Origin of the sequence: Pseudomonas sp. So3.2b, assembly GCF_019464415.1 — a bacterium.
Lineage (GTDB): Bacteria > Pseudomonadota > Gammaproteobacteria > Pseudomonadales > Pseudomonadaceae > Aquipseudomonas > Aquipseudomonas shahriarae.
In genome coordinates this window covers 2,475,720-2,497,173 of sequence record NZ_CP080494.1, presented here as the reverse complement: position 1 = coordinate 2,497,173, position 21,454 = coordinate 2,475,720, and the positions used below count along the sequence as shown (strand labels likewise).

General features: G+C 63.6%; 3 protein-coding genes. All 3 read right to left on the bottom strand.

Features of this window, described 5'->3' with window-relative positions; all coding sequences use genetic code 11:
* Positions 1–57 precede the first annotated feature (57 nt).
* From K1X80_RS11285 to K1X80_RS11275, 3 genes are read right to left on the bottom strand one after another with little or no spacing between them, the layout of a single operon-like run.
* Positions 58–3,228, bottom strand: coding sequence for an amino acid adenylation domain-containing protein (locus tag K1X80_RS11285; RefSeq protein WP_220172897.1), 3,171 nt, complete (start codon positions 3,226–3,228; stop codon positions 58–60).
* The gene (locus K1X80_RS11280) at positions 3,225–8,975 is read right to left on the bottom strand and encodes a non-ribosomal peptide synthetase (protein WP_258571555.1); all 5,751 of its coding nucleotides are present in this window, start codon (positions 8,973–8,975) and stop codon (positions 3,225–3,227) included. The genes K1X80_RS11285 and K1X80_RS11280 overlap by 4 nt, the downstream gene beginning before the upstream one ends.
* Entirely contained in the window at positions 8,968–21,261 is a 12,294-nt protein-coding gene (locus K1X80_RS11275) for a non-ribosomal peptide synthase/polyketide synthase (protein ID WP_220172895.1), read from the bottom strand. The genes K1X80_RS11280 and K1X80_RS11275 overlap by 8 nt, the downstream gene beginning before the upstream one ends.
* Positions 21,262–21,454: the final 193 nt, after the last annotated feature.

Below are 21,454 nucleotides of genomic sequence, written 5' to 3'. Positions count from 1 at the left end.
GTTCGCAACAGCATAAAACTTGCGAGCGCTGACTGACTGGCAGCGCCCGCAACCGTTTTAGCTCTGCACCGCCGCCTGTTGGCGCGCCTTCTCCAGCAGCGCGGCCTTTTCCTCTGGACTCATTGCGTCCAGCCGCAAACGTGCCTGGGCCAGTTTCTCCAACTGGCCTGGGCTATCTTCCTGGGCGCGCAAGGCCTGGGCCAGTGCGCCGGGACTTGGGTGATCGAACACGATGCCGGGGTGGACTTCGCAGTGCAGCAGTTTGCGAATCCCGGCGACCAGCTTGATCACCAGCAGCGAATGGCCACCGGCGGCGAAGAAGTCGCGGTCGCGGCTCAAGCGCTCGCGCCCCAGCAACTGGGCCATGCGACTGGCCAGCAAGGTTTCAAGGGCGTCCAGGGGCTCGATGAAGGTGTCGTCTTCTTCGACCAACTCCAGATTCTGCAAGGCCTGGCGGTCGACTTTGCCGTTGCCCAGGCGCGGCATGTGCTGCACCACCTGGTACTGGTGCGGCACCATCACCGCCGGCAAGCGCTCAGCCATTTGCTGCTTGAGGGTTTGCAGCCAATCCGCAGGCGCGTCCTGGCTCGGCAGTACAAAGGCGACCGGCTCATCGTGCGCCAGCAGCACCACGGCTTCGCTCACGCCTGGCACGCGCAGCAATTGTTGTTCGATTTCTGCCAGTTCGATACGGAACCCGCGCACCTTAACCTGATGGTCACGCCGGCCATACAGCGCGATACCGCCTTGTGGCAGGTAGCGGGCCAGGTCGCCGCTGCGGTACAACCGTTCGCCAGGGTTAAACGGACTGTTGATAAACGCTGCATCGGTCTGCGCCGGGTCATTCAGGTAGCCACGGCACAATTGCTGGCCGCCGATATACAGCTCACCCAGTTCGCCGCAGGCCACCAGTTGCAGGCCCTCGTTGAGGACGAACAACTGGTTGTTGGGCAATACCCGAGTCAGGGGAATGGCCAGGTGTTGCAAGTCGTCCGGGCTGATTGTATGCACGGCGACGCCAACGGTGGTTTCGGTGGGCCCGTAGTGATTGAACAGACGGCAATCGGCGCGCAGGTTGAAGATGCGCGCAACCGTCCCCTGGCCGATGGCTTCGCCGCCGAGGATCAGGGTGGCCGGCACCTTCGGCTGCGGTGCTTCGAGCAAGGCGGCAAGATGGGACGGCACGATTTTCAGGCAATCAATGCCCTGGGTGTCGATGAAGGCTGCGAAGGCTTCGGGATCCTGCATCGTCGCCTCGTCAACGATATGCAAGGTGGCGCCGTTGTACAGCGCACCAAACAGGCTGGTGTTACCCAGGTCCGCCGCGACAGTGGAGCCTTGGGCGAAGTGCCGGCAAGCAGCCAGCTCCAGCTCACTGCTGACGCCCGCGACGTAATTGAGCAATTGCCGATGCTCGACCACCACGCCCTTGGGCACCCCGGTGGTGCCGGAGGTAAACAGTACATAAGCGGCGTCCTGGCCTTGCAGGGTTGCACTAGGTCCTTGCGCCAGCGGTTGCTGCATCTTTTGATCGAGGTCCAGTACTGCGCAACCGACTCCATCCAAAGCCATACCCTGGGTGACCAGTAGTTGCGCGCCGGCCTGTTCCACCAGTTGGGCCTGGCGCGCCACTGGCCAGTTCGGGTCCAGCGGCAGATAGGCAGCGCCTGTGCGCCAGGTCGCAAGAATAGTCAGCACCTGGGCCACGCCACGCGGCAAGGCCAGGGCGACAATGCTGCCCGGGGCTACACCCTTTTGACGCAGACGGCTGGATAATTGACGCACGCCGGCATCCAACTCGGCGTAGGTCAGCGACTGCTGCCCCGCGACCAATGCCAACGCGTCCGGGGTGATTTCGGCCCAATTGAGAATATGCTCAGGCAACAGCACCCGCTCTTCCAGCACTTGCGGCGCGGGATTGAACGCCAGCAGGCGTTGGCGTTCCGCCTCACCCAACAGGCTCAGGGTTGCGATGGCCGCGTCCGGCTGCTCCAGCAAACTGCCCAATAGCACTTGATACTGCGCCAGCAGCGTCTGCATCGCGGCCTGGCTATAAACGGCAGCGGCATAGTCCAGCGACAGGCCGGAGACAGCGCCGCCCTCCTCCATATCGACATTCAGCGCCAGTTCAAACAGCGGCCGAAGATCAGCACTGTAGGCGCCGCTCCAGGTGCATGTCCCCACTGTGCGCGCTGCCGGTTGCTGGCGCACACCAAAGCCATGGGTCAGCGGCAGGCCGGCGTCGAGCGGCGCATATTCTTGCCAGGTGCCATGGGTCTCCAGCACACCGGTCAGCTCAGCCAACACACGCGTGAACGATGCTGTCGGCGCCAGGTTCAGGTTCAACGGCAGGGTTCTTTCCAGCAGGCCCACGGTGGGTGCGAAGAACTCATAGTCCTGGCGCGCGTCATGCCGCAGGCCCGCGACAAAACCTTCGCGCCCACTGACGCGCGCCAGCAGCACCCACCAGGCTGCTTGCAATAGCGTGGTCACCGGCGTGTTGTGCTGGGCTGCCAGTTGGCTCAGGCGCTCCAGCACACGTGGGTCGAGGGCGGCAGTCAGTGTCTGCCCACCGGCCTTGCCCGGCGCAGTGTCCGCGTAGCGCACCGGCAACTCCGGTGCCAGCACCCCAGTGCTCGGCAGGCAGGCTTGCCAATAGGCCTTGGCAGTATCGGCATCTTCGTCGAGCACTACTTCGGCATGCCACTCCAGGTACTGGGCAAACTGCCCCAGCTCCTCATCCACGGCGCAACTGCCCTGCTCATACGCCGTACACAGGTCTTGATAAAGAATCCCCAGGCTCGCCTGATCCCCCACAAAACCCGCCAAGCCCAGGGTCAATTGCCAGTGTTGCGCGTCGATACGCTGCAACAGACCCTCGAAAAACACCCCGGACGCCAGGCTCACCGGGCGTTGGCACCACTGCACCAAGACCTGCGCGGTGTCGCTGGACTCATCCACCGCCAATGCCACATTCGCCGCACCGGCCTCAAAGAACTGCCGCAGGCCACGATAACCGGGCGCCGTCGCCAATCGGGCGAGCAGCGCGGTGTGACGCTGGCTCAAACCGTTAAAAGCCGCTTGCAGGCGTGAAACGTCGAGCGCGCCCTTGATCTGGATATGCAACAGGTGCGCGATATCACCCCAGCTCGCACCGTCCTGTGCGTCCAGCACCCGCTGTTGTTGTTCCGGGAGCAGCGCCAGGCCTGCATCGTTAAGCGTACTCATGCCTCAGTCCCTTCAGTTTGCATACGTGTAGAGGGCGTTACCGTTTCCAGGTCGCGCCGCTCGATCATTTCACCCATGGCCACGACGATTTTGCGTGGGCCTTCAAAGGGGTCGCGGGCGTGGGCGGCAAGCATGTTGTCCAGCAGGATCACATCGCCCTTGCGCCAGTCAAAACGCACCGCACAGGCCTCGTAGAGTTCGCCCAGGAGTTGCATCACCACGTCTTCAATCGGGCTGCCATCGCCGTAGTACACGTGGCGCGGCATCCGCTCGGGACCGAACAGGCCCAGCAGGTCGTCGCGCACGTCAGGGTCCAGGCAGTAGATGTGGTGCAGTTGCACCTGGTTGAAGAAGGTTTTCTCGCCCGTGGTCGGGTGGGTGATGATCGCCGGGCACGGGGTGCGGATTTGCAGTTCGTCGTTGTCCAGCCAGGTCCATTGAATGCCAGCCAGCGCGCAGCGCTGCTCGACCTGGGCGCGGTCTTCGGTCTTGAAAAAATGCTGCCAGGACACGTCGAGCTTATCGGCGAAGGTGCGCACATACAGCAGGCCCTTGCTTTCGAATGTATCGCGCAACGCTTGCGGCAAACGCAGGTACATCTGCCGGCAATCGACCACCGGCGTGGCACCGCCCACGGGCGACGGTTGCTCGCAGAAAAACAGTTGCTTGCGCGGCCAGCGATCCTGATGCGAGCTCTCGTTGTGGAACAGGATCATTTTCTTTTCCGGGTACGGCGTAGAGCGGTAGGTGTTCTTGCCGCCCTCTTTCTTCGGCAAGTCGCCGTACTGGCCGTACAGGCCCGGCTGGACCGCTTCGGCAAAGGCCTCGAAGTCGTGGATATCACGCATGGCAAAGCCTCGGAACAGGATCCCCGCATGCCGCGCCAACTTCTCCTCGACCAAGGCGCGATTGGCCTGGACCCACGTCACCAGGTCGAGCCCCGGATCATTGGGCTCCATCAGCAACGGGAATACCTGGTCGGCGTTCAACAGCGATTCACGCATCGCCGGCAGCGGGGCTCTGGCCACCGGGCTCGACGGTTTCTTGAGGAACTTGCCCAGTTTGTCGGCTTTCGGGCTGGCAGGTGCGGCAGGAGCAACAGCGGTATTCGACGGCATGATGATGTCCCCTAATCGGATGTCTGGATCCATGACAATCTGTTGAAGAATTCCCATCCAGGCGCTCACAAGCTCGGTAATGCGCTCTTGTTTGAATAAGTCATTGGCGTACTGCCAGGTGCCTTGCCACTGCCCGGCTTCTTCGTCGATGAACAACGCCATGTCGAACTTGGAATAGCCGCCCAGGCTGGGCACCACCTCCACGGCAATGTCCGCCAGGCCAGCGCTGTACACCGGCAGGTTGTTCATCACAAACAGCACTTGCACCAAGGGGTTGAAGCCCCTGTGCCGGGGCACGTTGCTGGCTTCGGCGATCATGTCCAGGGGCAGGTCCTGATGCTCGAATGCCGTGAGGGAGGTTTCCCGCGCAGCAGCGAGGAAATCACTGAACCGGGCCTTTGCGTCGAAGCGCGAACGCAGGGGCAGGATATTCACGAAGAAACCAATCAAGCCTTCCAGCTCGGCATGCTGACGCCCCGCGACATCAGCGCCCACCAGCAAGTCGTCGCTGGTGCCCAGGCGATGCAGTAACACCTGGAATGCCGCCAGCAAGGTGGTGTAAGGCGTGACGCCGTGGCGGCCGGACAAGCCTTTGAGTGCCTCGCCCAATACCGGCGGCACGCTGAACGACTCGCTGGAGCCTTCAAAAGACGGTACTGGCGGCCGTGGAAAATCAGTGGGTAACAGGAGTTGGCCGGGATGACCGGCCAGGGCGTCCTTCCAGTAGTGGGCCTGTTGCTGCAAGACCCCGGCCTGCTCCAGCGCCAGTTGCCATTGGGCATAGTCGCTGTATTGCACCGGCAGCGGCGGCAAGTCGATGCCACGGCCGTGCTTGAGCGCGGCGTAGTGTTGCACCAGTTCACCCACCAGCACCGCCATCGACCAACCATCGGAAATGATGTGGTGCATCGAATACAGCAGCACATGCTCATGGGCACCCAGGCGCAGGATCTGCCCACGCAACAGCGGCGCTTGTGCCAGGTTGATCGGGTGTCGGGTGTTGTCCAGCGTGGCCTGGGCGACCTGGGCTTCCTGTTCGATACGGTCCAGGTGCGACAGGTCGACCAGGGCGAAGTCCAGTGCCACCTCAGGCGAAATCACTGCCAATGGATCGCCGTCATCGTCTGCGACATAGGCGGTGCGCAGCACTTCATGACGCTGCACCACGCACTTGAGGCTTTCGATCAGCAACGGCACCGAGACTTCGCCACGCAAGCGCAACGCCAGCGGCATACCGTACGCGCCGTTGCCGGCCGAGAACTGTTCGGCCACCCACAAGCGGCGCTGGGCCAGGGACAAGGGCGCAGTGCTGCGCGGGCCATGGGCCCGCAAGGCGATCTGCGCCGGTTGCGCGGCCGAGCGGCCCGCCAACACGGCGGCAAAGTCTTCCAACACCGGAGCATTGAACAGGTCCCGCAAGCCAGGGTCGCTGGCCAGGGTTTGCTTGAGCCGCGCAATCACCTGGGTGGCCAGCAGCGAGTGCCCGCCCAGTTCGAAGAAGTTGTCGCTCACCCCCACCTGCGCCAGACCCAGCACCTGTTGCCAGACCTCGGCAATCTGCTGCTCCAAGACATTGCGCGGCGCGATGTAGTGCTGCTGCAAGGCACTGGCATCCGGCGCCGGCAACGCCTTGCGATCGAGCTTGCCGTTGGGAGTCAGCGGCAGGCTGTCGAGGAAGACCCAATGGCTGGGCACCATGTACTCCGGCAGGTCGCCCTTGAGCTGACGCTTGCACGCCTCACGCAGCGCCTGTTCATCGCTGACCGCTTGCACGGCAACCACGTACGCCACCAACTGCGGATGGCCAGCGACGTCCCGCACCACCACGGCGGCTTCACGCACTTGCGGTTGCTCCAACAGCCGCGCCTCGATTTCCCCCAGTTCGATCCGCAATCCACGGATTTTTACCTGGTGATCCACCCGGCCGATGTACTCGATCACCCCGTCCGCGCGGTAGCGCGCCAGGTCGCCGGTGCGGTACAGGCGCGTACCGGGCGCACCAAATGGGTCAGGCAGGAAGCGTTCGGCGGTGAGTGCCGGGCGCTGGAAATAACCCCGCGCCAGGCCATCGCCGCCAATCAACAATTCACCCGCCACCCCGACCGGCACCGGCGCCAGGTTATCGTCGAGGATATACAGGCTGGTATTGGCAATCGGCCCGCCCAGCCACGGCTGCGGCTGGGTTGGCGTGAGCGGGTACTGCGCCGACCAGATGGTGGTCTCGGTCGGCCCGTAGAGGTTCCACACCTGGGGCGAAAGCGCCAAAAGGCGGGTCGCCAGTTCCAGGGGCAGCGCCTCACCGCCGCACAGCAGTTTGCAGCCCTTGAGCTCATCGGCCTGCGGGTGATCGAGCAGCATGCGCCAGGTCGAGGGCGTGGCCTGCAACACGCTGATGCGCTGCTGTTTGACCAGGGCAAGCAAGGCTTGCGGGTCGAGGTTGATGTCCTGCCCGGTCAGCACCAGGGTTGCGCCAGCCAACAGTGGCCCATAGATTTCCAGGCCGAAAATATCGAACGAAAAGGTGGTCAGCGACAGCAGCCGGTCATTGGCATCCAGGCCCGGCTGGCGGGCCATGCTGCACACAAAGTTGGTCAGGGCGCCATGGCGCACCATCACGCCTTTGGGCTTGCCGGTGGAGCCGGAGGTGTAGATCACGTAGGCCAGGTGTTCGGCCGTGGTGCGCGGCAGCGGGTTTTCGCAGCTGTAGCCATCGAGCCACGCATCCGGTTGGTCCAGGGCCAGGGCACTGACCCCGGCCGGGATCGGCAAGCGCGCCAGCAACGGTGCCTGGGTCAGCAGCAGGGCCAGGCCGCTGTCTTGCATCATGTAGGCTAGGCGTTCCTCGGGGTACGCCGGGTCCAGTGGCACATAGGCGCCACCGGCCTTGAGAATCGCCAGCAGCCCGACCACCAGGTCAACGCTGCGTTGCACCGCAATCCCCACCAGTACATCCGGGCCGACACCGGCCTCGATCAGTCGATGGGCCAGGCGGTTGGCCTGCTGGTTGAGTCGGGCAAAGGTCAATGACTGGGTGTCGAAGACCAATGCTACGGCATCCGGGGTGCGGGCGGCCTGGGCTTCGATCAGGTGGTGGATGGCGCTGTCGCGAGGGTAGTCGGCAGTGCTGGCGTTCCAGGTTTGCAACGCCAGGCGCTGTTCAGTGGCGTTGAGCATCGGCAGTTGACCGATGCGCTGCCGTGGATCATCGACCATGCCCTGCAACAATCTCTGCCAATGCCGCGCCATGCGTTCGACGGTCGAGGCGTCAAAGATATCGGTGGCATAGGTGAGGACCGCCGACAGGCCATCAGGGCCGTCGAAGGTATTGAGGGTCAGGTCAAACGGCGCACTGAGGTTCTCCGAGTCGACTGGCGTGCACAGCAATCCGCCCAGGGGTTGGCCATCGGCAAACCGGCCAGTTTCCATCTGATGGTTGAACATCACCTGGAACAGCGGCGTGTGCAGGCTGTTGCGCTCGGGCTGCAGCGCCTCCACCAACTGCTCGAACGGCAGGTCTTGCCAGGTCTGGGCCTCGTGGGCCGCCGCCTTGACCGTCTGCACAAAGTCCGCAAAGGGCTGCTGGCTGTCGAGCGTGGCCTGCATCACCTGGGTATTGACGAAAAAGCCGATGACCCGCTCGGTCTCGGCCCGGTTGCGGTTGGCGGTGGGTACGCCGACGCGAATGTCAGACTGGCCGCTGTAGCGGTGCAGCAGCACCTGGAACGACGCCAGCAACAACATGAACGGGCTCACCCCTTGCTGCTGCGCCAGGCCCTTGAGGCCGTCGCTCAAGGCACGATCCAACGCCAGCGGCAGCGTCGCCCCACGCTGGTCCGGTGGCCCCAGGCGTGGGCGATCCACCGGTAGTTCAAGCAAGACGTGCTCGCTGCCCAATTTACCGCGCCAGTAATCCAGTTGCCGGCGCCCTTCCCCGGCCTCCAGCCATTGCCGTTGCCAGGCGGCATAGTCAGCGTATTGAATGATCGGTGCCGGCAACGCGCAAGGCGTGCCCGTGACCTGGGCAATGTACAGCGCCAGCAGCTCATCGATCATGATCTGCATCGACCAGCCATCGGTGATGATGTGGTGCAACGTCAGTACCAACACGTGCTCATCGTCCGCCAGACGCAACACTGCGGCGCGCAGCAGCTGATCGTGTTCCAGATCGAACGGCTGGCTGCTCTGCACCTGGACAAACGCCTTGATTAAGGACTCGGGATCGCCTGCCGGGGCAGCCTGCACCGCCAGCTCCACGGCTTCGATGGGCCGCATGATGCATCGCACCTGCTCGCCTTGCTGCACAAATCCGGCGCGCAGCCCTTCATGGCGCGCCAGCACCTGCGACAGGCTGCGTTGCAGCGCCTCGACATCCAGCTCCCCCTTCAAATGCAGCGCCGTACAGATGTTGTAGGCACTGCCCGTTGGGTCGAACTGCCAGAGAAACCATTGCCGCTGCTGGGCATACGACAGTTGCTGGGGCCCGGTTTCGCTAGCCGGCACAATCGGGAAACGCGCGACGTTGACGCCCTGCTGCTCCAGCTTGCGGAACAGTTGCGCACGCTTGGGTGCGCTCAAGTCCTTGATGCGCGCCACCAGTTCTGCGGTTTTGGCCCCGCCTTGCTTAAGCATTGGTTTCCTCCAGGTTTTCCTGCTCCAGCTCATCAAGGGCATCGAAGATCAGGTCAAAGTCATCATCCAGGCCATCGTCCCGGGTCGCATCGACCAGCGATTGGGCCAAGGCCCCGAGGCTGTCCTGCGCGTAAAAGTCCTTCACGGCCACGTCTACCCCAAGCACTGCCCGCACACGGGACAGCATCACCACCACTTGCAGGGAGTGCCCGCCCAGGTCGAAGAAGTTGTCGCCAAGCCCCACGCGCTCGACCTTGAGCACCTCTTGCCAGATCCCGGCCAGTTGCTGCTCAAGTTCCGAAACCGGCGCCACATAGGCTTTTTGCGTCTGGTTGACATCCGGTGCCGGCAAGGCCTTGCGGTCCAGTTTGCCGTTGGGGGTCAAGGGCATCTGCGCAACGAACACCAGGTGCGCAGGGATCATGTAGTCGGCCAGATGCTGCTTGAGCCCGGCCTTGATCGACTCGCGCAACGCCGTATGTTGCTCGGTGCTGTCCGTCGATTCGGCGAGCACTACGTAACCCACCAGTTGCGGGCCGCTGGGTCCATCGAGGGCCACCACGGCCGCTTCGCGCACAGCATCCTGGGCCTGGATGCGCGCTTCGATTTCCCCCAGTTCGATCCGGAAGCCGCGAATTTTCACCTGGTGGTCCAAGCGCCCGAGGTATTCGATCACCCCTTCGGCGCGATAGCGCGCCAGGTCGCCGGTGCGGTACAAGCGCTGGCCGGGCGCACCGAACGGGTCGGGCAGGAAACGTTCGGCAGTCAGGCCTGGGCGCTGGAAGTAGCCGCGCGCCAGGCCATCACCGCCGATCAACAGCTCGCCGGGCACGCCGACCGGGGCCAAGGCACCGTCCTGGCTGACGATGTACAGGCCGGTGTTGTCGATCGGCCGCCCCAGCCATGGCTGGCCGTCGAGACGATGGGCGGCTGACCAAATGGTGGTTTCGGTTGGCCCATAGAGGTTCCATACCGCTCCACCGAGGGCGAGCATGCGTGCCGCCAGTTCATCGGCCAGGGCTTCGCCACCGCAGAGCAAGGTGCAGCCCTGCAACGCCGCCACCTGCGGGCTGTCGAGCAACATGCGCCAGGTCGAGGGCGTGGCTTGCAGGGTGTTGACACGCTGGGTAGCCACGGTGGCGAGGATCGCGTCCGGGTCGAGGGTGGTGTCTTTGTCCACCAACACCGCACAGGCGCCAACGGTCAGCGGCAGGTAAATCTCCAGGCCGAAGATATCGAACGAGAAGGTGGTCAGAGACAGGATCCGCTCTCCCACCGCAAGCCCCGGCTGGCGGGCCATGCTCGCAATGAAGTTGCCCAGGGCGCCATGGGGCACCATTACCCCTTTGGGCTTGCCGGTTGAACCGGAGGTGTAGATTGCATAGGCGAGGTTGCCCGGTCCGGCCGATGGCTGCGGGTTGTGGCTCGGATAGCCCGCGAACCAGCCCGCCTCACCGTCCAGCACCAGCGCCTCAACACCGCCTGGAATTGGCAGCGCCCCCAGCAGCGGCGCCTGGGTAATCAGCAACCTCAGGCCGCTGTCTTGCATCATGTACGCCAGGCGATCAGCCGGGTATGCCGGGTCCAGCGGCACATAGGCGCCACCGGCCTTGAGGATCGCCAGCAGGCTGATGATCATCGGCAAGCCGCGCTCCACCGCGATCCCCACCAGACGATCCGGCCCGACACCTTCGGCCAGCAACCGATGCGCCAGTTGGTTGGCCTGTTCGTTGAGCTCGCGATAGGTCAGCGACTGCTGGCCGAACACCAGGGCGACGGCATCGGGAGCGCGCTCAGCCTGGGCCTCGAACAGTTGGTGGATGCATTGCCCGCGCGGGTAATCGACTGCCGCCGGGTTCCATTGCGCGACCATCTGTTGTTGCCGCGCAGCGCCTTGCATCGACAAATCACCCAGCGCCAGCTCGGGCTGATCGAGCATACCCAGCAGCACGTGGCTGAAATGCCCGCTGAGCTCGCTGATGGTGTCGGCGCTAAAGTGCCCATGGCTATAGCGGTAATGCACACTCAGGGTCTGCCCCAGACTGACCGACAGGCTCAACGGATAATGGGTCTGCTCATGACTCTGCACTTCGCCGAACACCAAGCCTTGCGGCGCGCCGCGCTTGAGGGTTTCGGCCACCGGGTAGTTTTCAAATACCAGCAGGCTGTCGAACAGTGCGTCACCGCTCTGCCCGGCCCAACGCTGGATATCGAACAACGGCGTGTGCTCATGCTCGCGCAAGGCCAGGTTTTGCCCCTGCACGACCTGTAACCATTGGCTGACGGTTTGCTCGGCGCGCGGGCTGGCAACCACCGGCAAGGTATTGATGAACAGCCCAACCTGCTGCTCGATACCCGGCAAGTCAGCCGGGCGACCGGCGACCGTGGCACCAAACGCCACGCAGTCCTGCCCAGTGTAGCGCTGCAACAGCAACAGCCACGCGGCCTGCACCAAGGTGTTGGAGGTGACTTTTTGCTGGCGGGCAAACTCGCTCAGGCGGCGGGTTTGCTCCCCATCCAACATCAAGTGATGGTCGCCGTGACCGGCGGCGGCCTGCCCCTGGCCACTGACCGTCTGTGCCAGCAGGGTCGGCTCCTCCAGTGCCGTCAGATTGGCGCTCCAGAATTGTTCACTGGCCTGTTGATCCTGGCGTTGCAGCCAGGCGATGTAATCGCGATAGCGCCCAACGGACGGCCCCGGCGCCTGGCCGTCATAACGCTGCAGCACCTCACCCAGGAGTTGGGAATTGCTCCAGCCGTCCATCAGGATGTGATGGTTGGTGTAAAGCAGTTCGCAACGACGGTCATCCAGGCGCACCAGTACCAGGCGTAATAGCCCAGGCCGGTTCAAGTCAAAACCCTGGGCCAGTTCGGCAGCAGCCAGCGCTTGCAGCGCAACTGATTGATCGTCGCGCGCGCGCCAGTCGAGCACGGTAAAGGGCACATCAAGCTGCTTGTGCACCACCTGCATCGGCTGCGGCAAACCGCCCTGCCAGGCAAAGGCCGTGCGCAGAATGGCGTGCCCATCGACCACCGCCTGCCACGCTGCGCGAAAGCGTTCTGGGTCCAGGCCGTCCACCGATACTTGCATCTGATTGACGTAATCGCCGCCGCTTTGCTCCAGCAAGCTGTGGAACAACATGCCTTGCTGCATGGCCGAGAGCGGGTAGATGTCTTCGATGGCTTCAGGCGCGCCGGCAAGCACATCCACGTGGGCCTGTGTCAACGCCGCCAGCGGGAAGTCCGACGGTGTCACGCCGTGATGACCGGTTGTGGTGCAGTGCTCAATCACAGCCTTGAGCTCTACAGCCAGGGCGTCGGCCAGTGGCTGGATGGTCGCTGCGTCGAACATCTGCTGGCTGAACGTCCAGCCCAGGCACAATTGGCCTTCAAATACCTGGCCGTTGAGGGTCAACCAGTTACCCAGTGGTGCGTCCGGATGCTGCTCAACCCCGGCATGCTCGCCACTGGGCAAAAACAACGCCGTTTGCTCGCCTTCAACGGTGCTGTCGAATTGGCCCAGATAGTTGAAGGTGATACGCGGCGCCGGCAGTGCCGCCAGGGTTTGCTGCACGGCAGCGTCACCCAGGTAACGCAAGACGCCAAAGCCTGCGCCCCGGTTGGGAATGGCGCGCAGTTGTTCCTTGACCTGCTTGATTGAATCTCCCAGCGCCTCGGCAGGCGCCAGACGCACCGGGAACAGGCTGGTGAACCAACCCACGGTGCGGGTCAGGTCCTGGTTGTCGAACAGCTCTTCACGGCCATGGCCTTCGAGCTGGATCAGCACCTCGCTGCGTCCCGTCCAGCGCGTGATGACTCGCGCCAGCGCGGTCAGCAGCAGATCGTTGACCTGGGTGCGGTAGGCCGCTGGCGCATCCTGCAACAGGCGCCGGGTCAGCTCGGCATTCAGGCGTGTATCAAGCGTGACGCCGTCGCGACTGCGCAAGCTGGCATCCGGCTTGGCGCCCGGCAGATGGTTGTCGGTTGCGCCCAGTGATTGCCAAAACGAAATCTCGGCTTGCAGCGCGGGACTGCGGGCAAGACCTTGCAGTTGCTCGGCCCAGGTTTTGAACGCGGTGGTCTTGGCCGGTAAGCCCAGGGCGGGCTGACGGTAAGCGTCCTGCAGATCTTGCAAGAGGATGCGCCATGACACGCCGTCGACTACCAGGTGGTGAATCGCCACCAGTAAGCGCTGGCTGCCATCGGCACGCTCAAACAACACCGCGCGCAGCAGCGGGCCTTGTTGCAGGTCCAGGCTGGCCTGGGCCTGATCGGCCACCGCCTGGAGCTGGGCTTCATCGTTGACCCGATGCTGCCACAGCAGCTCAGGGTTCGACGCCTCGCCATGGCTGGCGACCCACTGCTCGCCGTCGCGGTAGAAATTCAGGCGCAAGGCATCGTGATGGGCGACCAGCGCCTGCAAGGCCTGGGCGAGTCGTGCGCCGTCCAGGGGTTGCTGGGGCGCAAGCAGCACGGATTGGTTCCAGTGATGGCGCTGGGGAACATCCTCCTCGAAGAACGCCTGCTGCACCGCCAGCAACGGCATGACGCCGGCCACCGGCCCTTGGTCGATGGTCGGCACGCCTTCACCGCTGCGCGTTACGCTGGCCAAACCTTGAATCGTTTGCTGCTCGAACAACGCTTTGGCAGTGAAATGCAGCCCCGCCTGACGGGCGCGGCTGACCACCTGCATCGACAGGATCGAATCGCCTCCCAGCTCGAAGAAGTTGTCGTTCAAACCCACGCGCGGCAGGTTCAACACTGTTTGCCAGATATCGGCCAGTTGCTGTTGCAGTGCCGTGACCGGTGCCACGTAGTCCTGTTGCAACAGGCTGGCGTCCGGTGCCGGCAGGGCCTTGCGGTCGAGTTTGCCGTTGGAGGTCAGTGGCAAGTGGTCGAGCACCATCCAATAGGTCGGCACCATGTAGTCCGGCATGCTCGCCTTGAGACTGGCCTTGAGGCGCTCGCACAACGAGCGCTCGGCCTGCGCCGGCACGATATAGGCCACCAGTTGCTGGGTACTTGCGCCTTGATGGGCCAGGACCACCGCGTCACGCACACCGGATTGTTGCAACAGGCGCGATTCGATTTCGCCCAGCTCGATGCGAAAACCACGGATCTTCACCTGATGGTCGATCCGCCCGCAGTAATGCACCACGCCCGCCGCGTCGCGGCGCGCAAGATCGCCAGTGCGATACACGCGGCTGCCGGCCACGGCGGCTAAAGGATCGGGAATAAAACGCTCGGCGGTCAGTGCCGGACGCTGGTGATAACCCTGGGCCAAACCTTCACAGGCGGCGAGACACAACTCACCCACCACGTCATCGGGCACCGGGTTGGCGTCGCGGTCGAGCACATACAGCGCTCGCCCCGGTAAGGCACGACCAATCGGTACGCCATTGGCTTCATCGACATCCTCGAGCTGGCACAAGTGGGTGCTGGACACTACCGTGGCTTCGGTCGGGCCGTAGGTATTGAGCAAGCGCACGCCGCCAAGGCCTGCGGCGTGCCAGAGCTTGAGCCCCTCCACCGACATCGCCTCACCCCCCACGTGCACCTGGCGCAGTCGCCCGCGACTGCGCTGCGGGTCCGCCGCCCAGTCCTGGGCCAGCAGGAACCAATAGGCTGCCGGCAAATCGGCCAAGGTCACGCCGTGTTCGATGATCTGCTCGTACAAGGTCGCCGTGTCCCAGGTTTCATCGCCGCGCAGCACCAGGCAGGCGCCTTCGCACAGCGGCGGGAAGCACTGTTCGACAAAACCGTCGAAGCTGAATGTTGCAAATTGCAGTACCCGATCCTGGGACGTGAGTTGTGAGTATTCGGCGGCTATCGTGCAGAATTCGCGCAGCGCGCCATGGGCGATGGACACGCCCTTGGGCTGCCCGGTGGAACCGGAGGTGTAGATCACATAGGCCAGATGCTCGGCCTGCGCCAGGTTGGCCAGGTTGGTGCGTGGGTAGTCGCGCTCCGAACCGTCGAGCAGCAGGCACGGCACGCGTGCATCGGCCAGGACGTCGTCGAGTACGCCGGGTTGGCGCAGCAGCAGGTCCATTGCGCTGTCATCAATCATGTAGGCCAGGCGCTGGGCTGGGTAATCGGGGTCCAGTGGCACGTAGGCGGCGCCTGCCTTGAGGATCGCCAACAGGCTGGCAATCATCGCCCCACCGCGACGCACCGCCAGCCCGACGCGCTGGCCGGGCATCACGCCCTGCTCGCGCAAGCGATGGGCCAGACGGTTGGCGCGCTGGTTGAGCTCGGCATAGGTCCAGCGCTCGTCACCGCTGATCAAGGCCAGGGCATCCGGGGTCGCTGCCGCGCGGCGTTCGATACGCTGGTGCGCCAGCAGCGGGTCGAGTGCCGGCTGTACTGCGGTTTGCTCCAGGGTTGGCTCGCGCAGGCTCAGGTTGCCCAGTGCTTGCTGGTTATCCTCAACAAACTGCGCAAGCAGTTGCAGCAGGCTTGTGCCGATAACGCGTATCTGCTGCGGGCTGAAATCGGCCCGGGCGTAGCTGAAGTCCAGGCTCAGGGTTTCACCCAACTCGATGCCCAGGGTCAGCGGATAGCTGGTCTGTTCATGGTTGTGCAGCCCGCTGAAGCTCAAGCCGGCCGGCGCACCGGCTTGCAGCGCCTGGGACACCGGATAGTTTTCAAACACCAGTAAGGTGTCGAACAGCGCACTACCAGGCTGCCCGGCCCAGCGTTGAATGTCGTACAACGGTGTGTGCTCATGCTCACGCAGGAGCACACTGTGCGCCTGCACGTGCTGCAGCCAGTTGGCGACGCTATGGGTGGCATCCGGGCTGCAAATGATCGGCAAGGTATTGATAAACAACCCGACCTGCTGCTCGATCCCGGCTAAATGAGCCGGACGCCCGGCCACTGTGGCGCCAAAGGCCACGCTCGACTGGCCGCAATAACGTTGCAGCAAAGCCGCCCATGCCGCTTGCAACAGGGTATTGAAGGTGACCTTGTTGTGCCGGGCAAACTCACCCAGGCGCGCGGTGGTGGTTGCGTCCAGCAGTACGTGGTGACTGGCATGGCCACTGCCCTCGCGCGGCGCCGGCAAGGCGTTGCCAAGCAAGGTCGGCGCGGGCAGCGCTTGCAGTTGCACGCGCCAGAATTGCTCGCTGGCGTCGGCGTCCTGCGCCAGCAGCCAGCCCACATAGTCGGCATAACGCCCGGTGGCCGGTGGCGGCACTTGTCCGGCGTACCGCTGCAAGACCTCCCCCAGCAGTTGGGCATTGCTCCAGCCATCCATCAGGATGTGGTGGCTGGTGTAGATCAGCTCATAACGCCGGGCCGCCAGCGGTACTAGCACCAGGCGCAACAACGGCGCCTGATGCAGGTCGAAGCCTTGTTCGCGCTGTTCAAGGGCCAAACGATCGAGGTCGTCAGGAGCGCTCTCCAGCACTGTCAGCGGCAATTGCACCGAGCGCTGGATCGCTTGCATCGCCTGCGCCTGGCCTTCCCAGATACATCGTGCGCGCAGCACTTCATGGCGCTCCAGCACCGCCTCCCAGCACTGGGCAAACCGCGCCACGTCCAGGCCTTCAATGGTCAGGCGCAGTTGATTGATGTAGGCGCCGGGCTCGGCATCGTAGGCGCTGTGGAACAGCATGCCCTGCTGCATCGGCGACAGCGGATAGAGGTCCTCGATCTGCGCCAATGGCAGGCCCAGGCCTTCCAGTTGTGCCTGGTCGAGGCTGACCAGCGGGAAGTCCGAAGGCGTCGCGCCGCCCTGTTGTGGATCGAGGCAGTGTTCAATCAGTTCGTGCAAGGTGCGCGCGCAGCTGTCCACCAGGGCCTGGATGGTGTCCCGACGAAAGACTTCGCCACTGAAGCTCCAGTCCAGTTCCAGTTCACCGGCGTAGACCCGCCCTTCCACACTCAGCCAGTTGGCCAAGGGCGTGTCCAGGCTCTGGGCCTGGCCGCCGCCTTCGCTGGCCGGTACGAACAACGCATCCTCACCAAATTGCTGGTCGAACTGTCCCAGGTAATTGAAGGTAATCCTTGGCTGGGCCAGGACCGCCAGTTCATTGGCCGCCGCGCCGTAGCGCAACACACCGTAGCCAATGCCCTTGTTGGGCACCTGGCGCAACTGTTCCTTGATCGCCTTGAGGGTGGCACCCAGCTCAACGCTTGGCGTCAGGCGCAACGGGTAGAGGCTGGTGAACCAGCCCACGGTGCGAGTCAGGTCGATGTCATCGAACAGCTCTTCACGACCGTGGCCTTCCAGCTGGATCAGCGCCGAAGGGTGTCCGGTCCATTGACAAATCGTGCGCGCCAGGGCCGCCAGCAACAGGTCGTTGACCTGAGTACGGTACGCCGCTGGCGCCTGTTGCAGCAGTTGACGGGTTTGCTCGCGGTCCAGGCGCCAGCGGATATGCTCAGCCACTGCCTGGGTTTGCCGGCCCTGCGGGTTATCCCGGGGCAAGTCGTTTGCCACACCCTGCAATTGTTCGCGCCAGTACGCCAACTCAGCCAGCAGCGCCGGGCTGCGGCTGTAGTCGTCCAAGCGTACTGCCCACTGCTGGTAGGCGCTGGTCTTGTGCGCCGTGGTCAGCGGTTGGCCGGCCACGCCTTGGCCGTAGCCGCGCTGCAAGTCTTCCAGCAACACACGCCAGGACACCCCATCCACCACGAGGTGATGCAGCACCAGCAACAGGCGCTGGCTGCCGTCGGCCATGTCCACGAGCAAGGCCCGCATCAACGGGCCGTGCTCCAGGTCCAGGCTGGCCTGGGCGAGATCACAGTGCTCACGCAATTCCTCGACGCTGGCGGCCTGGCGCTGCCACAACTCCACAGTTGCCGACGGGGCATGAGTCTGTTCCCAGCCCTCCCCGCGCTCGACAAAGCGCAGACGCAAGGCATCGTGTTGCGCCACCAGCGCCTGCAACGCGCCAGCCAGTGCTGTGACGTCTACCGGCTGACGCGGAGTCAGCAGCAGCGACTGGTTCCAGTGCTGGCGTGTGGGAATATCCTCGGCAAAGAACCATTGCTGCACCGGGGTCAACAGCACCGGCCCCTGGACCGGGCCTTGCTCGATGGCCAGCGCCGACACTTCACGCGCGGCAGCGGCCAGGCTGCGTAGGGTCTGGTGGCGGAACAGGTCGCTGGGCGCCAGTTGCAAACCGGCCTGGCGGGCACGGCTGACCACCTGGATCGACACGATGGAGTCGCCGCCCAGTTCGAAAAAGTTGTCATCCAGGCCAATCTGCGACTGCCCAAGAATGTCTTGCCAGATCCCGGCAAGCAGCAGTTGCCGTGGATCCTGCGGCGCACTGAACGCCTGCACCTTGGCCTCACCGGCCCGCGGCAGCGCCTTGCGGTCCAGCTTGCCATTGGGGGTCGAGGGAAACTGTGCCAAGGCCATGGTCACCGTTGGCAGCATGTATTCAGGCAAAGTTTCGGCCAGGTACGCATGCAACGTTTGCGTGAATACCTCGTGATCCTGGGGCATTGCTGTCGGCACCACGTAAGCCACCAGCAAGCGTCCATCCTGGGCGATCACCAGTGCTTCCTTGATTTGCGGGTGACTGAGCAGGCGCGCTTCGACCTCCCCCAGCTCAATCCGCAGACCACGGATCTTCACTTGATGGTCGATCCGCCCGACGTACTCGATCACGCCATCGGCGCGATAGCGGGTCAGGTCGCCAGTGCGGTACAGCCGTTCGCCAGTACTGGAGAACGGGTTGGGTACGTATTTTTCGGCAGTCATCGCGGCCCGGCCCAGATAGCCCCGGGTGAGCCCGGCGCCGGCCAGGTGCAGCTCGGCAGCGACCCCGGTAGGCACCGGTTGCAGGTCGGCATCGAGGATATAACCCTGGGTGTTGCTCAACGGCCGGCCAATGGACGGCTGGCCCAAGGCTTCGCGAGGGGTCCAGGTGGAATAGGTGGTGTCTTCGGACGGGCCGTACAGATCAAAGACCTGCTTGATCGACGGTTGCTGATAGAGGCGGTCCACCAGGGATTGCTTGAGCGGCTCGCCGGCCAGGTTGATGATGCGCACACTCTCGGGGATCTGCCCGGCACGCTGCAAGGCATTGATGGCCGAGGGTACGGTGTTGATCAGGCGCACCTGGTCACGGGCCGGCAGCTCGGGCAGTTCCAGGGCATTGCGGGCAAGGATCAGCGAGCCGCCGTTGGCCAGGGTGACGAAAATCTCCCACACCGAGAGGTCGAAACACACCGAAGTGGAAGCCAGCACACCCTGGATATCTTCGCGACTGTAGACCTGCTGCGACCAGTGGATCAGTGCCAGTACGTTGCCATGGGCAATGGCTACGCCCTTGGGCTTGCCGGTGGAGCCGGAGGTGTAGATCACGTAGGCCAGGTTGTTGGGCGCAACCTGGGTGACCGGTGCGCTCAACGGGTAGCCAGCCAGTTGATCCATCTGCAACACCTGGGCCTGGGTCTGAGGCAAGTCGGCGAGCAGCTCGGCCTCGGTCAGCAGCACCTGAGCGCGACTGTCTTGCAGCATGTAGGCGACGCGGTCAGCCGGGTAATCCGGGTCCAGCGGCACATAGGCGCCGCCGGCCTTGAGCACGCCAAGCAAGGCAACGATCAAGGCGTCGGTGCGCTGCATGGCCACGCCAACGCGCACTTCGGGGCCAACGCCCAGCTCGATCAGCTTGTGCGCCAGTTGATTGGCCTGGCCGTCCAATTGGCGATAACTCAGAGTCTTGCTGCCAAAGGTCAGGGCCAGAGCGTCGGGCTGGCGCTCCACCTGCTCGGCGATCAGTCGATGGATGCTGCGCGCTTGCGGGTACTCAGAGGCGGTGGCGTTCCAGCCATGAATTTGCTGCTGATAGTCGCTGGCGTCGAGCATCGGCAACTCAGCCACGCGCTGCTGTACGTTGTCGATCATGCCGCCGAGCAAGTGGCTCCAGTGGCGGGCCATACGCTCGATGGTGGCGGGCGTGAACAGGTCGGTGGCGAAGGTCAATGCAGCGCGCAGGGTGCCGCCCTTTTCCCAGGTGTCGAGGCTGAGGTCGAACTGAGTGGTGCGGCTCTGCCACTCGACCAGGCTCAGGGAGAGTCCGGATTCCAGCACCAGCGCTTCTAGGTCTGCCACTTGTGGCTGGTGGTTGTAGAGCACCTGGAACAGTGGCGTGTGGCTCAGGCTGCGCTCCGGCTTGAGCGCCTCGACCAGGCGCTCGAACGGCAGGTCCTGGTGGGCCTGGGCGCCATTGACCACATCCTTGAGCCCCTGCAACAGGTCGCTGACCCGCGCCTGCCCATCAACGTGGGCAGCCATGACTTGAGTGTTGACGAACAGCCCGATCAGGCCCTCGGTTTCACCGCGATGCCGGTTGGCAATCGGCACGCCTACCCGCAGGTCAGTCTGGCCGGTGTAGCGAAACAGCAGGATCTTGAACGCTGCCAGCAGCACGGTGAACAACGATACGTTCTGCTGGCGAGCCAACAACCGCGCACCGTCGGCCAAGGCTGCCGGCAAGGCGAACTCATAGCGCTGGCCCTGATGGCTGGCCACGACTGGGCGTGCAAAGTCCGTTGGCAACTCCAGCACCGGGTGTTCATCGCCCAACTGTTCGCGCCAGTAATCCAGCTGCCGCGCCTGCTCCCCCGCCTCCAGCCAGCGGCGCTGCCACAAGGCGTAGTCGCTGTACTGGATCGGCAGGTCTGGCAGTTGTGGCGACTGGTTGCGTTCAAAGGCGTCATAGCATCGGATGAACTCGTCGATCAGCACGTTCATCGACCAGCCGTCCGAGACGATGTGATGCAGGGTCAGCAGCAACACATGCTCTTGCTCGGCGAGTTTGAGCAATTGCACGCGCAGCAAGGGGCCATTGGCCAGGTCGAAGGGTTGCAGCGATTGCGCGGTGGCGGCAGCCATCACCGCCTGTTCGCGCTCAGCCGGCGGCAAGTTGCCAAGATCCAGTGGTTCAATCGCTAACGCAGGCTGGCAGGGCACTTGCACCAGGCGCTCATCGGCCTGGCGCTGGAACACTGTGCGCAGGGTTTCATGCCGCGCGATCAGGCTGGCAAACGCCTGCTCGATGGCCGGCAGGCTCAAGGTGCCCTTTAGACGCACCGCTCCCGGCAGGTTATAGGCTGCGCTGGCAGGATCCAGTTGCCAGAGAAACCACATACGCTGCTGGGCGTAGGACAACGCCTGGCGATCCTCGGCCTCGACCTGGGCCGGAATCGGAAAACGCGAGAAGTCGATCCCTTCCTTTTGCAGCGCCTGGAGGAACAACTGGCGTTTTTCCAGGGGCAACCCGATAAACCGGCGAGCAAGTTTCAAGGAGTCTTCAGCGTTCATTTCTTGGGATCCGGAGCAATAGGCAGGAAGCACAAAGGCACGTCGTCCCTATAAAACGAATCCAGGCGGGAAAAATTAGCGCAGGCGATTGCAGTCATCGGGCGTTACATCAAACCCGGGAGAAGTCCGCGAAGCGGCCCTATCATTGACGGAGCACTGTATTTGCAACTACATTTAGTTACACGCAGGGAAC